Genomic DNA, 14,381 nt, shown 5'->3' with positions numbered 1-14,381 from the left:
TGCAGGTTCTGCCTGCAAGGGCTTTTTTGCTTTTCGGCCTCTGCTGCATCGTGGTGATGGCCGCAGCGACAATGCCTGCTCAACCCTTCGGAGATGGAGCAGATGGAACGTTGTGATGTCGTTGTGATGGGCGCGGGGGTGGTGGGGCTGGCGGTGGCGCGGGCCCTGGCGCTGCGCGGGCGGGAAGTGCTCGTGCTCGAAGCAGCCGGCGCCATCGGGACCGGCACGAGTTCGCGCAACAGCGAAGTCATTCATGCGGGGCTTTATTACCCCGCAGGCTCGTTGAAAGCGCAGCTGTGCGTGCAAGGCAGACAGCAGCTCTATGCGTATTGCGAAGAACGGCATGTCGCGCACCGCCGCTGCGGCAAGCTGGTGGTGGCCACCTCGGAAGATCAATCGGGCGCCTTGCGCCGTGTACAGCAGCATGCCGCCGCCAACGGCGTGACGGATCTGCAGTGGCTCGACGGCGAGCAGGCCCGCGCGCTGGAACCGGCCCTGCATTGCAGCGCCGCGTTGTTGTCCCCCAGCACAGGGATCATCGACAGCCATGCGTTCATGCTGTCGCTCCAGGGTGATCTGGAACACGCTGGAGGCATGGTGGCCCTGCATTCGCCCGTCCGGTCGATGCGGGTGGCGGACGGCGGCATCGTGGTGGAGACGCAGGACGGCACTGAGTTACTGGCAGGGCTGGTGGTCAATTCCGCCGGCCTCGCGGCGCCCCAACTGGCGCGCGAGTGCCTGGGGCTCGACCCTCGCCACGTGCCGACGCCGCGCTACGCCAAGGGCAACTACTTCATGCTGTCCGGAGCCGCGCCGTTCTCGCGGCTCATCTACCCGGTGCCGGAGGCGGCCGGGCTCGGCGTGCACCTGACGCTCGACATGGGTGGCCAGGCGAAGTTCGGCCCGGACGTGGAATGGGTCGACGACCCCACCGACCTCGTCGTGAACCCCGCGCGGGGCGACAGCTTCTACGCCGAGGTGCGCAAGTACTGGCCCGCGTTGCGAGACGGCGCACTGACACCGGGCTACGCCGGAATGCGGCCCAAAATCCATGGCCCGGCCGAGCCGGCGGCTGATTTCGTGGTCCAGGGACCGGAGGTGCATGGAGTGAAGGGACTGATCAATCTGTTTGGCATCGAGTCCCCTGGCCTGACGAGCGCGCTTGCGTTGGGAGCGCTGGTCGCAGATGGAGTGCCGGCCTCAGCATGAGCACCCGAAGCGCCTTGTGAACATTCCCCAGGCCGCGCGGCTGAAGGCGTGATGAAGGTCTCCCGTGGCTAAGATAGGACCTCCGCCTACAGGGCCCGGCCCGGTGGCGGGTTACCGTTGGCGCCTACTAAAAGAAAGGGTTTGTTTATGTCTTCTGCTTCCGCAACCGTCTCGAACGCTCAACGTGAACTGGACAAGCTCGTCAACGACCTGAAGGGTCTGCTTTCGAGCAAGGATCTGGACAGCGTGCCCGAAATCAAGGCCCTGCGCCAGCGCCTGGACGACGGCATCCACTCGGTCCGTGATTCCGCCGTGCGCGTCGCGCAGGACGCTTCGTACCAGGCCAAGGAAGCCGCGCGGGCTGCAGACCGCTACGCGCACGACGAACCCTGGCGCGTTGCCAGCGCTGCACTGGCTGCGGGCGCACTGGTGGGCTTTCTGCTGGCTCGCCGTTGATCGCAAGATTGCGCAACGACTTTAGAAAGCGCCACACGATGAATCAGGAGCCCACCGCATGAACTGGATCTCCCTTCTGGGAATCGAAGGCTGGATTTCGCGGTGGCGCGCCAACATCATCGAAGGGGCCATCGCTGCCGAAGACCGCATCGAGTTGGCGCGCCTGGAGTGGGCCGACGAGAAACGCCTGGTCGGCATGATGGCCGTTTTTGCGGTGGCGCTGTTGGGCATCACCATCGTGGCGCTCACCCTGTTGTCCCTCGCCATCATTGTCCAATTCTGGGATTCCCCGAAGCGGGCCATGGTGGCGTGGCTGGTCGCTGGCGGCTGGCTGCTGGTCTGGGGCATCGTGTTGGCCGCGATCATTTCGGTCGGCAAGAAGGCCGGCAATGCATTCGCTCTGACGCGGCGCGAACTGGCGCAGGACTGGCGCGCCATCAAGGAGCGGCTGTGAACATGCCCAAGCCCGTAGATCTTCCAGACAACGTGCCCGCCCCGAGTGCGGAGCAGCAAAAGATTCTGGAGCGTATAGCGCAGCAGCGCGAGCGCATCCACGCCCGCAGTGCGGCCTACCGACAGGTTGTTGCATTGCGGGAAGAGAACCAGGCGATCGACCCCGACGCGCCGCTGCCCGTGCGGCTGCTGGCTTTTGCCCGCATGCATCCGATGGCGGTTGCCGCTGCCGCAGCCGTGGCGATGGTCGCAGGACCGTCGCGCCTGGTGCGGTGGGCCGGAGTGGTGATGCCGCTGGTGAGCCGGTTGCGGCGATAGGTCAGCGAAGCCGATCCTGTGCGCGTCGCCGGCTGCCGGCGCTGCGCTCTCCATCCAACAAAAAAGGGCTGTTCAGCCCTTTTTGTTTTTAGTGCACCGCTTCAGCGCTCCAGCGCTTCGGGGTTTCAACGCTTCGACCGCAGATCGCGGATAGCCCGCGCGCACTCGCCCACCAAGCCCGGGCCTTGGTAGATGAGACCGGTGTAGATCTGCACCACGTCGGCGCCCGCGCGAATCTTGCTGACCGCATCGTCGGCGCTCAGGATGCCCCCCACGCCGATGATCGGGAACGCAGGCCCCAGCGAGCCGCGCAACTGCGAGATGACCCGGTTGCTCGCCGCGAGTACCGGCGCGCCGCTCAAGCCCCCCGTCTCGGCGCCGTGTTTCAGGCCCTGCACGGCATCCCGCGCGATGGTCGTGTTGGTGGCGATGACGCCGTCCATGCCGTGGCGCCGGAGGGTGGCGGCAATCACCTCCACCTGCGCTTCGTCCAGGTCCGGCGCGATCTTCACGAACACGGGCACCCGCCTGGCGGCACCGCCCGGGCCGCGGTGGCTGCTCGACAGCTGCTCACGGCGTTCGGCAATGGCGCCCAGCAGGCCATCCAGCGCCTCGTCGCTCTGCAGCGCGCGCAGGTTCTGCGTATTGGGTGAGCTGATGTTCACCGTCACGTAATCGGCGTAGGGGTACACGCCATCCAGGCAGGTCAGGTAGTCGCTGGTGGCGTTCTCTATCGGCGTGGTGGCGTTCTTGCCGATGTTGAGCCCGAGCAGCATGGGATTCGCGCCTGCGCTGTCGCGAAAGCGGGCCTTTTGCACGTTGCGGACGAATGCGTCCAGCCCTTCGTTGTTGAACCCCAGGCGGTTGATCAGCCCGCGCGCCTCGGGCAGGCGGAACATGCGCGGCTTGGGGTTGCCCGGCTGCGCCTTGGGTGTCACGGTGCCCACTTCGACGAAACCGAAACCCATCGCAGCCAGCCCGTCGATGCAGCGGGCGTTCTTGTCGAGACCTGCCGCCATGCCCACCCGGTTCGGAAACGTGAGGCCAGCCAGCTCGATCGGATCCTGGATCAGCGGCCCGCTCCACGCATGCTGCAGCGGCGTGCGCTGGCCGCGTGCCAGCATGTCCATGGTCAGGTCGTGGGCGGCCTCCGCGTCGAGGCTGAAAAGAAAGGGGCGGGCGATCGAATAGGGAATGAGCGGCATGGAGATAATCCGGGATTCACTCCGATTCTCTCCCATGACGACACCTGCCTCTCTCACGCAAGACGAACTCAAGACCCTGGTGGGCCAAGCCGCGCTGCAATACGTGGTTCCTGGCGAGATCGTGGGGGTGGGCACCGGCTCCACGGTCAACAAATTCATCGACGCGCTCGCCACGATGAAGGACCAGATCAAGGGCGCCGTATCCAGTTCGGTAGCCAGCACCGAGCGCTTGAAGCAGCTCGGCATTCCGGTGTTCGATGCGAATGAAGTGACTTCGCTTGCGGTGTACATCGACGGTGCCGACGAGATCGACCGCAGCGGCTACATGATCAAGGGCGGCGGCGCAGCGCTCACTCGCGAGAAGATCGTGGCGGCGCTGGCAACGCGGTTCGTGTGCATCGCCGATGCCTCCAAGCGCGTGGACGTGCTGGGCGCTTTCCCGCTGCCGGTGGAGGTCATCCCGATGGCCGCCGAGCACATCCAACGGCGGTTTCAGGCGCAGGGTGGCGAGGTGAGCCTGCGCATGCAGGGCGGCGCCCCGTTGGTGACCGACAACGGCCAGCACATCCTGGACGTGAAGGGCCTGGCGATCAAGGATCCGCTCGCGTTCGAAACCGCAGTGAACCAGTGGCCCGGTGTCGTCACCGTCGGCGTCTTCGCGCACCAGCGGGCCCACATCTGCCTGCTGGGCACCGCTCAGGGTGTGGAAACTTTGAAGTTCTGATCCCGCAGGGCCCTTCGCCGCAGGGTTCGCATGCGGACCAGGCTGCGGGAGCCTTTGCAGCCGGTTGCGGGCGGACGCGTCAGAACACGATACCGGCCGGGTTGCTGGCCCGGTTGGCGGGCGGCGAGGCCGGGCGTGATGCCGCGCGTGCGCGCGGCGCGGCGCCCACGTCAGCCCGGGGCGCGGGTGCGGTCGGCTGCACGACCACCAGCGGTGCGGCAACGGGCTGGCGGTACCCGGCGGGCAGCGCAGACTGCTTGGGGTACCCCGCCGCATCCAGGTACTGAGTCCATTCCACGTCCGAGAAACCGCTGAGCTGCTGGCCTCCGATCGTTCCGAAGGGCAGGCTGGTGGCACCGCTCAGGCGCTTGAGCGCGTCGATGTCCTCGTTAGTGTTGACCGTGCGTTCCGTGAACGGCACGCCCCGGGCGACCAGCAGATTCCGTGCGCTGGCGCAGGGCGCGCAGTCGCCGCCGGTGTAGAGCGTGACCGGAAAACGCGCAGCCACCTGACGCAGCTCGTAGGGGAGGGCCGGGCCTCCACTGACCGACGTCGTGGTGCGTGCGCCGGTGGGTGGGGCAAGGGAATCCACCGGCGAGCGATCGGAGAAAGTCACCCGCCCGTCGGGCCCCACGGACTTGTAGACCTGCTGCGCCTGCACCGGCGCACCGATCAGGGCCAGCGCAGCGAACGAAACGGCAAGGGCCGGGGCAATGGCTGTGTTCATGCTTGGATTCTCCCTGTGGGCTGTCGGGTACTGCGTCGGTCGGCTTCGGCAGATGCAAAGGGCGCGGGGGCTCAGGCGGCAGGGGAGCTCATGCCCTGGTGGCGCAGCAGTGCGTCCAGCTGAGGCTCGCGCCCCCGGAAGGCCTTGAAGGATTCCATCGCAGGCCGGCTTCCGCCCGCCTCCAGAATCGCTTCCCGGTACCGACGGCCCACCGCCGGGTCGGGGAGCCCGTCGGCGCCGGCCGATTCCTCGAAGGCGGCATAGGCGTCGGCGCTCAGCACTTCAGCCCACTTGTAGCTGTAGTAACCGGCCGCGTACCCGCCGGCAAAAATGTGGCTGAAGGTATGGGCGGTGCGGCTGAAGGCCGGCGGCTGCAGCACGGCGATTTCGGCGCGCACCTGCTCCAGCAGCGGCATAAAGTCCGCGGCCGGGTCGTGGTCGGTATGCAGCAGCATGTCGAACAGCGAGAATTCGATCTGCCGCAGGGTGGCCATGCCGCTCTGGAAGTTCTTCGCGGCAATCATCTTGTCGAACAGCGCGCGCGGCAAGGGCTCGCCCGTTTCCACATGGGCAGTCATGTGCTTGAGCACGTCCCATTCCCAGCAGAAGTTCTCCATGAACTGGCTGGGCAGTTCGACCGCATCCCATTCCACGCCGCTGATGCCGGACACGTCGCGCTCGTTGACGCGGGTCAGCATGTGGTGCAGGCCGTGGCCGAATTCATGGAACAGCGTGATGACGTCGTCGTGCGTCAGCAGCGGCGGCTTGCCGTCGACACCTTCGGCAAAGTTGCAGACCAGATGGGCGACCGGCGTCTGCAGTGCGCCCGTGTCGGGTCGCAGCCAGCGGGCACGCACGTCGTCCATCCAGGCGCCGCCCCGCTTGCCGACCCGCGCGGGCTGGTCCAGATAGAACTGCCCCACCAATTGGCCATCGCGCTCGATGCGGAAGAATTCGACCGCAGGATTCCAGACAGGCGCGGCATCACGACGGATGGCGACGTCAAACAGGGTTTCGATGATCTTGAAGAGCCCCGCCAGCACCTTCGGCGCCGTGAAGTATTCCTTCACCTCCTGCTCGCTGAAGGCATAGCGCGCTTCCTTGAGCTTCTCCGACACGTAAGGCCAGTCCCAGGCCTGAGGCGCGGTGAGGCCCAGATGATCGGCGGCGAAGGCGCGCAGGTCGGCCACGTCTTTCTCGGCGTAGGGACGGGCGCGCACGGCCAGGTCGCGCAGGAAGCTGACCACCTGCGCAGGCGAATCGGCCATCTTCGGCACGACGGAGACCTCACCGAAGTTGGCGTAGCCCAGCAACTGCGCCTCTTCCTTGCGCAGCGCCAGAATCTCTCGGATGAGCGCACCGTTGTCGAAGCGCGTCGCGTCACCGCCGGCCTGGTCGGAAGCGCGGGTCACATAGGCGCGGTAGAGGGTCTCGCGCAGCGCGCTGCTGCGGGCGAACTGCATGACCGGCAGGTAGCAGGGCATCTTCAGCGTGAGCTTGAAGCCGTCCTTGCCCTCGGCCTGGGCCGCCGCGCGTGCTGCCTGCTGCACGTCGGCCGGCACGCCATCCAGCTCCTCTGCCTTGGCGTAGTAGACGAAGGCGTCGGTCGCGTCCAGGGCGTTTTCACTGAACTTCTGGCTCAGCTCGGCCTGGCGTTCCTGGATCTGCGCGAAACGCTCCTTGGCTCCGCCCTGCAGTTCGGCGCCCGACAGCACGAAGTTGCGGATCGCGTTGTCCCAGGCCCTGCGTTGCTCGGCGCTGAGGGCCGCCGGGTCGATCGCCTTGTACTTGGCATAGAGGCGCTCGTCCGCACCGAGGCGCGTCCAGAACTCGGTCACGCGGGGCAGCGCTTCGTTGTACGCGGCGCGCAGTTCCGGCGTGTCGGCCACGCTGTTGAGATGGCTCACGGCACCCCACGAGCGGCCCAACTCCTCGGTCGCCACGTCGAGCACGCGCGAGATGGCGTCCCACTGCGCCGGGAAGGCCGGCGCAGTGACTGTCTCCAGCGCGGTCTTGGCCCGGGCGAGCAGCACGTCCATGGCAGGCGCCACGTCGGACGGTGCGATACGGTCGAAAAGGGGGAGGTCGGTGAATTCGAGAAGGGGGTTGCTCATGCGAATCATTTTGCGGCCGGGCTGTCCGGTTTCAATGAGGGAACGATAGAACCTTGCAATGACGGCGATCCGCCAAGCCGCGGCGGCGCGCGGTCAGGCGCCCGTGGCTGCGCGCTCGGCCGCCTCCAGCGTGTTCACCAGCAGCATCGTGATGGTCATGGGGCCCACGCCGCCGGGCACCGGCGTGATCCATCCAGCGACTTCCTTGACGCCGGCGAAGTCCACGTCGCCGCAGAGCTTGCCTTCTGCGTTGCGGTTCATTCCCACGTCGATCACGACCGCGCCGGGCTTGACCATGTCGGCCGTCAGCACGTTCTGCCGGCCCACGGCGGCGACGATGACGTCGGCCTGCAGGGTCTGCGCCTTCAGGTCCGCCGTGCGGGAATGGCACACCGTGACGGTCGCGTCCTGCCCCAGCAGCATCAGCGCCATGGGCTTGCCCACGATGTTGCTGCGGCCGATCACCACCGCATGCTTGCCGCGCAGGTCGTAGCCGATGGATTCGAGCATCTTCATGCAGCCGTAAGGCGTGCAGGGCCAGAAGCCCGCCGAGCCCGTCATGAGCGCGCCGGCGCTGGCGATGTGGAAACCGTCCACGTCCTTGGCAGGCGAGATGGCCTCGATCACTTTCTGGGCGTCGATGTGCGCGGGCAGCGGCAGCTGCACGAGGATGCCGTGGATCGCCGGATCGTTGTTCAGCGCCTCCACCCGCGCCAGCAGTTCGGCTTCGGTCATGCCCGCGTCGTACTTCTCCAGCACCGAATGCAGGCCGCTGTCTTCGCAGGCCTTGACCTTGTTGCGCACATACACCTGGCTGGCGGCGTTGTCGCCCACCAGCACCACGGCCAGGCCGGGGGTGACGCCCCGCGCCTTCAAGGCAGCGGCACGCTGGGCCACGTCGGTGCGCAGTTGGCGGGAAAGGGCGTTGCCATCGATCAGTTGGGCAGTCATCGTAGGAATGGAATTTACAAGTAAAAAAGCTGTCTAGCGCCCGGTGTATAAGCGCTGACAGCTATCGGAAAGTGAGCAAGGGAAGGCTCGACGCGTCAAGCCTTCGGTGCGTTCTGCCCCAGGGCGATCTTCAGCAGGTCGGCCACGGTATTGGCACCGAGCTTTTCCATGATGTTGGCGCGGTGCGCCTCGACCGTCTTGATGCTGATGCCCAGGTCGTCGGCGATCTGCTTGTTCAGGCGGCCGGCGACGATGCGCTCGAGCACCTGCGCTTCGCGGCTGGTGAGCTTGGAGAGCAGGGCGTCGCGGCTTGCGGCCTGCTGGTAGCCGGCGAAGGCTTCGCGAGCATGTTCGAGCATGCGTTCGACCAGACCGACGAGTTCTTCCTCGTTGAACGGCTTCTGGATGAAGTCGAGCGCACCCTTCTTCATGGTGTTCACCGCCATCGGCACATCGCCGTGGCCGGTGATGAAGACGACGGGCAGCGGCGACTTGCGCTCCAGCAGGCGGTCCTGCAGTTCGAGCCCGGTCATGCCGCCCATGCGGATGTCCACGATGAGGCAGGCCACTTCGCGCGGGTCGTAGCGCGACAGAAACGATTCGGCCGAATCAAAGCAGCGTACGCGATAGTCCTTGCCTTCCAGCAGCCATTGCAGGGAGTCGCGGACGGCCTCGTCGTCGTCAACGACGTAGACCGTGCCTTTTTTCGGAATCAAGCTCATGCAGTCGTCCTTGGGTTGGGCGTGTTTGCTATTGAATTCGTAGTGGCATCCGCAGGCTGGGCGAGAGGTAGCCAGAAGGAGAACCGGCAGCCGGCGATATCCGTCCCATTGTAGATGTTCTCCGCCTGCATCCGGCCCTGGTGCGACTCGACGATGCTCCGGCAGAGGTTGAGCCCCATGCCCATGCCTTCCTGCTTGGTCGAATAGAACGCTTCGAACAGGTGTTCGAGCACCTCCGGGGCCAGGCCCTTGCCCGTGTCCTGCACGGAGAACTCGATCACGTCCCGGCCTTCCACGTTGCGCGGGACCACGCGCAGCTCCACGCTGCGGCGCGAAGGCGGGCGCTGGGCGTGGGCGATGGACTCGGCACCGTTCTTCATCAGGTTCACCAGCACCTGCTCGATCAGGATGGTGTCCGCCATCACCTTGGGCAGGCGGGCCGCCACGTAGTGCGACAGCCGCACGTTGTGCCGCCGCAGCTCGATATCGGCCAGTTCCACCGCTTCGCCCACCATGCCCGGCACGTCGGCGAGCGCGCGGTTGGGCTCGCTGCGTTTCACGAAGGCGCGGATGCGCTGGATGATCTGCCCGGCACGCTGCGCCTGGTGGGCCGTCTTCTGCAGCGCCGACAGGAGCGCCTCTTCGGTGATCTGCCCGTTCTGGATGCGCGACACCATGCCGCTGCAGTAGTTGCTGATGGCGGTCAGCGGCTGGTTCAGTTCATGGGCCACGCTGGATGCCATTTCGCCCATGGTGATCAGCCGGCTGACGGACTGGGCCCGCTCCGCCTGGCGGGCGGCCTGTTCCTCCGCCTGGCGGCGCGGGGTGATGTCGGTGGCAATCACCATCTGCGCCAGCCGGCCGTCCACCCAGTTCAGGTAGCGCGAGCGCACCTCCAGCCATTTGCCGAGATCGGGCAGGTAGATCTCGGCGTTTTCCGACCGGGCGGTGGTCAGCGGATCGGTCGGCAGGCCCATCAGGCCGTCCTCGTCGTCCATGCCCGACGAGTGGTGCGGGTCGGCGCCCGGCAGCACGCCGGCCTGCGCCACCAATTGCAGGTGCCCTGCGGTTTGCGAGCCGAACCACTGGCGGTAGAGCTTGTTGGCGAAGAGCAATTCCTCGCTGCCGAGCGGCGCCACCGACACCGAGGCATCGAGCGACTCCAGCACGATGGTGAAGCGCTCGTGCGATGCGGAGAGCTGCTCGCGCACGCGGTTGGGCTCGGTGATGTCGGTCATCGACGTCATCCACCCGGTCTGCACGCCGTGGGCGTCGATCAGCGGCGACACGTAGAGCCGCGCGTCGAAGAGCGTCCCGCTGCGGCGCTTGACCCGCACCTGGAAGCCCCCGGCGAAGTGCTTGCCCGACATTTCGTCGCGCAGCTTGGCCCGGAGGGCCTCGTGGTCGGATTCGGGCCAGTAGGTATAGGGAGGCAGCTGGCCCACCAGTTCGGCTTCGCTCCAGCCGGTCATCTGGCAGAACGCGGCATTCACGTAGGTGATGCGGCCCTGCATGTCCAGAGCCCGCATGCCGGTCAGGATGGAGTTCTCCATCGCCCGCCGGAAGTTGGTTTCCGCCACCAGCGCCTGCTGCGCCTGCATGCGGCGGCGGGTGTGGCGCCAGGTGGCGATCAGCAGCCAGGCCGTCATGGCGCTCAGCGTGCCCACCAGCCAGAAGAGCCCGCTGCCCACCAGGCCCAGCGACGTGCGGTAGGCCTGCGCGCGCAGCACCAGCCCGTTGCCCACCGGCGACACCGGCACCTCGTATTCGTTGGCGCGGGTCGGCCAGGGCAGCAGGCCGGCGCTGCGCGGCGCCAGCGGCGTGCCCGCAAGCACCTTGTTGTTGCCGTCCAGCAGGGTGACCGCGTACCGGGCCAGCACCTCGGTCGGGGTGCCGTAGCGCAGCAGGCTGTCGACCGAATACTCGCTCATCACGACGCCGGTGAATTTGCCCTGCACGGCCAGGGGCACCTGCAACTGCAGCAACGGGGCGCTTTCGCCGTCGGCGCTGGCGGGCTGCGAATACACCGGCTGCTGGAGGTCGCGGGCCAGGCTGAAGGTGTCGGCGGCGTCGCCGGTCTTCAGCACCTCGCCGGCCACGCGCAACTGGCTGGTGGGCACGGTGGGCGCCGAATGGCTGGCACGGATGCGGCGGCGCTCGTCCACCCAGGTGATGACCTGCAGCTCCGGGTACTGGCTGATCAGCGCCTCCGCCCGCGCGGAGAAGTCCGCGCGTTCCATGTCCTGGTTGGAGAGGTCGCGCGCGATGCGCATGATCTGCTCCTGCCGCTCCAACAGCCGCAGCCGCACGCGCTGCTGGGCATATTCCACGTCACGCTTGAGGGCTTCCTTTTCGCGTTCCACCTCCTCCATGCGCAAATACCAGAAAGCCGCGACGATGGCCGCCAGGAACATCATCACCGCCGCAAGCGGCGCCACGGCGGCATAGCGGTCCTGCCGGGTGGGCGAAAGGCTGCGCCACCATTTGCGCCACCAGCGGGCAGGGGTTTTGATGGCGGCGACGGGGCTGACGTGAAGGGCCGAGGGATCCATCCCGGGAGTGTAGGTCGCGTGTCGCGCAGCCGTTCTTCCGGGACGACGCTGGGCATGCCGAAGGCGAATTTCACGACAAGAAAATATGTGCGCCTGCAGCAAAATATCGCATCATGAAAATGAAAAGCACGATTTGAAATCGGTTTGATTTATGAGAAACTCCGCGCCGATCGTTAATCACCGTCGCACCATCCCAGAGGAGACAAGGCATGTCAGGAAAGACCGAGCAGCAAGCGGCCAGCGCCGCTTCGACCCCCGCAGATACCGACCAGCAGGAAACCCGTGAGTGGATGGACGCGCTCACGGCGGTGATCGACAAGGAGGGTGCCGAGCGCGCGCACTTCCTGATCGAGCAGCTGCTGGAGCACGCCCGCCAGAGCAGCATCGACACGCCGTTTTCCGCCAACACCGGCTACGTCAACACGCTGGAAACCAGCCAGGAAGCGCGCTGCCCCGGCAATCTGGAAATCGAAGCCCGCCTGCGCGCCTACATGCGCTGGAACGCCATGGCCATGGTGGTCAAGGCCAACCGCCACCACCCGCCCGAGGGTGGCGACCTGGGCGGCCACATCGGCTCCTTCGCCTCGCTGGCCAACATGTTCGGCGCCGGCTTCAACCACTTCTGGCACGCCGAGAGCGAGAACCACGGCGGCGACCTGCTGTACATCCAGGGCCACGTGTCGCCCGGCATCTACGCCCGCGCCTACCTGGAAGGGCGCCTGTCCGAAGAGCAGCTGCTGAACTTCCGCCAGGAAGTGGACGGCAAGGGCCTGTCGAGCTATCCGCACCCCAAGCTGATGCCCGAGTTCTGGCAGTTCCCCACGGTCTCGATGGGCCTGGGCCCGCTGATGGCCATCTACCAGGCCCGCTTCCTGAAATACCTGCATGCCCGCGGCATCGCCAACACCGAAAACCGCAAGGTGTGGGTGTTCTGCGGCGACGGCGAGATGGACGAAGTCGAATCGCTGGGCGCCATCGGCCTGGCCGCCCGCGAGAACCTCGACAACCTGATCTTCGTCATCAACTGCAACCTGCAGCGCCTGGACGGCCCGGTGCGCGGCAACGGCAAGATCATCCAGGAGCTGGAAAGCGAATTCCGCGGCTCCGGCTGGAACGTCATCAAGCTGCTCTGGGGCAAGGGCTGGGACGACCTGCTGGCGCGCGACAAGGATGGCGCGCTGCGCAAGATCATGATGGAGTGCAACGACGGGGACTACCAGTCGTTCAAGGCCAACGACGGCGCCTACGTGCGCAAGAACTTCTTCGGCCGCGATCCGCGCACGCTGAAGATGGTCGAGCACATGAGCGACGACGAGATCTGGAACCTGCGCCGCGGCGGCCACGACGCGCAGAAGGTCTATGCAGCCTTCTCCGCCGCCAACGAGCACAAGGGCCAGCCCACCGTGCTGCTGGTCAAGACCGTCAAGGGCTTCGGCATGGGCAAGATCGGTGAGGGCAAGAACACCGTCCACCAGACCAAGAAGCTGAGCGACGAGGACATCAAGGCCTTCCGCGACCGCTTCAACATCCCGATCCCCGACAGCCAGATCGCCGAGCTGCCGTTCTACAAACCGGCCGACGACACGCCGGAAATGAAGTACCTGCACGAGCGCCGCAAGGCCCTGGGCGGCTACCTGCCGCACCGCCGCACCAAGGCCGACGAGAGCTTCACGATGCCCGCGCTCGAGACGTTCAAGGCCATCCTGGAGCCCACGCCCGAAGGCCGCGAGATCTCGACCACCCAGGCCTACGTGCGCTTCCTGACGCAGCTGCTGCGCGACCAGGCGCTGGGCCCGCGCGTCGTGCCCATCCTGGTGGACGAAGCCCGCACCTTCGGCATGGAAGGCCTCTTCCGCCAGATCGGCATCTACAACCCGCACGGTCAGCAGTACACCCCGGTCGACAAGGACCAGGTCATGTATTACAAGGAAGACAAGGCCGGCCAGATCCTGCAGGAAGGCATCAACGAAGCCGGCGGCATGAGCAGCTGGATCGCGGCCGCCACGTCGTACAGCACGAACAACCGCATCATGGTGCCGTTCTACGTGTACTACTCGATGTTCGGTTTCCAGCGCATCGGCGACCTGGCCTGGGCCGCCGGCGACATGCAGGCGCGCGGCTTCCTCCTGGGCGGCACCTCGGGCCGCACCACGCTGAACGGCGAAGGCCTGCAGCACGAAGACGGCCACAGCCACATCCTGGCGGGCACCATCCCGAACTGCATCAGCTACGACCCCACCTTCGCGCACGAAGTGGCGGTGATCATGCACGACGGCATGAAGCGCATGGTCGAGCGGCAGGAGAACGTCTTCTATTACCTGACGCTGCTCAACGAGAACTACGCCATGCCCGGCCTGCAGCCCGGCACCGAAGAGCAGATCATCAAGGGCATGTACATCTGCAAGCAGGCGCCTGCCTTGCCCAAGGATGCGCCCACCGTGCAGCTGCTGGGCAGCGGCACCATCCTGCGCGAATCGTTCTTCGCCCAGGAACTGCTGGAGAAGGACTGGGGCGTGGCCGCTTCGGTGTGGAGCTGCCCGAGCTTCAACGAGCTGACCCGCGACGGCCAGGAAGCCGAGCGCTGGAACCTGCTGCACCCGACCGATGCACCGCGCGTGTCCTACGTCGAAGAGCAGCTGTCCAAGACCAGCGGCCCGGTGGTGGCGTCCACCGACTACATGAAGGCCTACGCCGAGCAGATCCGTCCGTTCGTGCCCAAGGGCCGCACGTACAAGGTGCTGGGCACCGACGGCTTCGGCCGCAGCGACTTCCGCAGCAAGCTGCGCGAGCACTTCGAGATCAACCGCCACTACATCGTGGTGGCCGCGCTCAAGGGCCTGGCCGAAGACGGCGTGCTGCCCGCCACCAAGGTGGCCGAAGCCATCCAGAAGTACGGCATCAACGCCGACAAGATCAACCCGCTGTACGCATAACCCGAGCCGGAGACAGA

General features: G+C 66.2%; 12 protein-coding genes. 6 read left to right on the top strand and 6 right to left on the bottom strand.

Translation table 11 applies throughout. The annotated features are described in order from the left end of the window. Positions 1-102: 102 nt before the first annotated feature. The 4 genes from ASF94_RS08675 (at position 103) to ASF94_RS08660 (ending at position 2,436) form a co-directional block, all read left to right on the top strand. Positions 103-1,209 (top strand): NAD(P)/FAD-dependent oxidoreductase, encoded by a 1,107-nt coding sequence (locus ASF94_RS08675; RefSeq protein ID WP_056664911.1) that lies wholly within the window; start codon positions 103-105, stop codon positions 1,207-1,209. Between the two features lie 147 nt (positions 1,210-1,356). Further along, positions 1,357-1,665, top strand: a complete 309-nt coding sequence (locus ASF94_RS08670; protein WP_056664386.1) for a YqjD family protein — start codon at positions 1,357-1,359, stop codon at positions 1,663-1,665. 58 nt (positions 1,666-1,723) lie between these two features. Then, complete coding sequence (locus ASF94_RS08665) at positions 1,724-2,119, top strand: phage holin family protein (protein ID WP_056664383.1); 396 nt, start codon at positions 1,724-1,726, stop codon at positions 2,117-2,119. 2 nt (positions 2,120-2,121) lie between these two features. Next, positions 2,122-2,436, top strand: coding sequence for a hypothetical protein (locus ASF94_RS08660; RefSeq protein WP_056664381.1), 315 nt, complete (start codon positions 2,122-2,124; stop codon positions 2,434-2,436). Positions 2,437-2,561: 125 nt separating this feature from the next. Here ASF94_RS08660 and ASF94_RS08655 read toward each other — a convergent pair whose 3' ends face one another. After that, complete coding sequence (locus tag ASF94_RS08655) at positions 2,562-3,641, bottom strand: quinone-dependent dihydroorotate dehydrogenase (RefSeq protein WP_056664378.1); 1,080 nt, start codon at positions 3,639-3,641, stop codon at positions 2,562-2,564. 34 nt (positions 3,642-3,675) lie between these two features. Between ASF94_RS08655 and rpiA the strand changes: the two genes are divergently transcribed. Continuing rightward, positions 3,676-4,365, top strand: a complete 690-nt coding sequence (rpiA, locus tag ASF94_RS08650) for a ribose-5-phosphate isomerase RpiA (protein ID WP_056664375.1) — start codon at positions 3,676-3,678, stop codon at positions 4,363-4,365. 79 nt (positions 4,366-4,444) lie between these two features. Here the strand turns inward: rpiA and ASF94_RS08645 are convergent, their stop codons facing one another. The 5 genes from ASF94_RS08645 to ASF94_RS08625 form a co-directional block, all read right to left on the bottom strand. After that, positions 4,445-5,092 (bottom strand): DUF4124 domain-containing protein, encoded by a 648-nt coding sequence (locus tag ASF94_RS08645; protein ID WP_056664372.1) that lies wholly within the window; start codon positions 5,090-5,092, stop codon positions 4,445-4,447. A gap of 71 nt (positions 5,093-5,163) precedes the next feature. Further along, positions 5,164-7,206 (bottom strand): M3 family metallopeptidase, encoded by a 2,043-nt coding sequence (locus ASF94_RS08640; protein WP_056664369.1) that lies wholly within the window; start codon positions 7,204-7,206, stop codon positions 5,164-5,166. 93 nt (positions 7,207-7,299) lie between these two features. Beyond that, entirely contained in the window at positions 7,300-8,157 is an 858-nt protein-coding gene (gene folD / locus ASF94_RS08635; protein WP_056664366.1) for a bifunctional methylenetetrahydrofolate dehydrogenase/methenyltetrahydrofolate cyclohydrolase FolD, read from the bottom strand. Positions 8,158-8,252: 95 nt separating this feature from the next. Then, on the bottom strand, positions 8,253-8,879 hold the full coding sequence (locus ASF94_RS08630; protein ID WP_056664363.1) for a response regulator transcription factor: 627 nt from the start codon (positions 8,877-8,879) through the stop codon (positions 8,253-8,255). Further along, on the bottom strand, positions 8,876-11,431 hold the full coding sequence (locus ASF94_RS08625; protein WP_056664360.1) for a PAS domain S-box protein: 2,556 nt from the start codon (positions 11,429-11,431) through the stop codon (positions 8,876-8,878). The genes ASF94_RS08630 and ASF94_RS08625 overlap by 4 nt, the downstream gene beginning before the upstream one ends. A 209-nt stretch (positions 11,432-11,640) precedes the next feature. Between ASF94_RS08625 and aceE the strand changes: the two genes are divergently transcribed. Then, positions 11,641-14,364: a pyruvate dehydrogenase (acetyl-transferring), homodimeric type gene (gene aceE / locus ASF94_RS08620; protein ID WP_056664357.1), complete on the top strand. Its 2,724-nt coding sequence runs from the start codon at positions 11,641-11,643 to the stop codon at positions 14,362-14,364. The last annotated feature ends 17 nt before the right edge of the window (positions 14,365-14,381 follow it).

Origin of the sequence: Acidovorax sp. Leaf160 (genome assembly GCF_001424265.1) — a bacterium.
Taxonomy (GTDB): Bacteria; Pseudomonadota; Gammaproteobacteria; order Burkholderiales; family Burkholderiaceae_C; genus Paracidovorax.
This window is presented reverse-complemented; position numbering and strand designations above follow the sequence as displayed.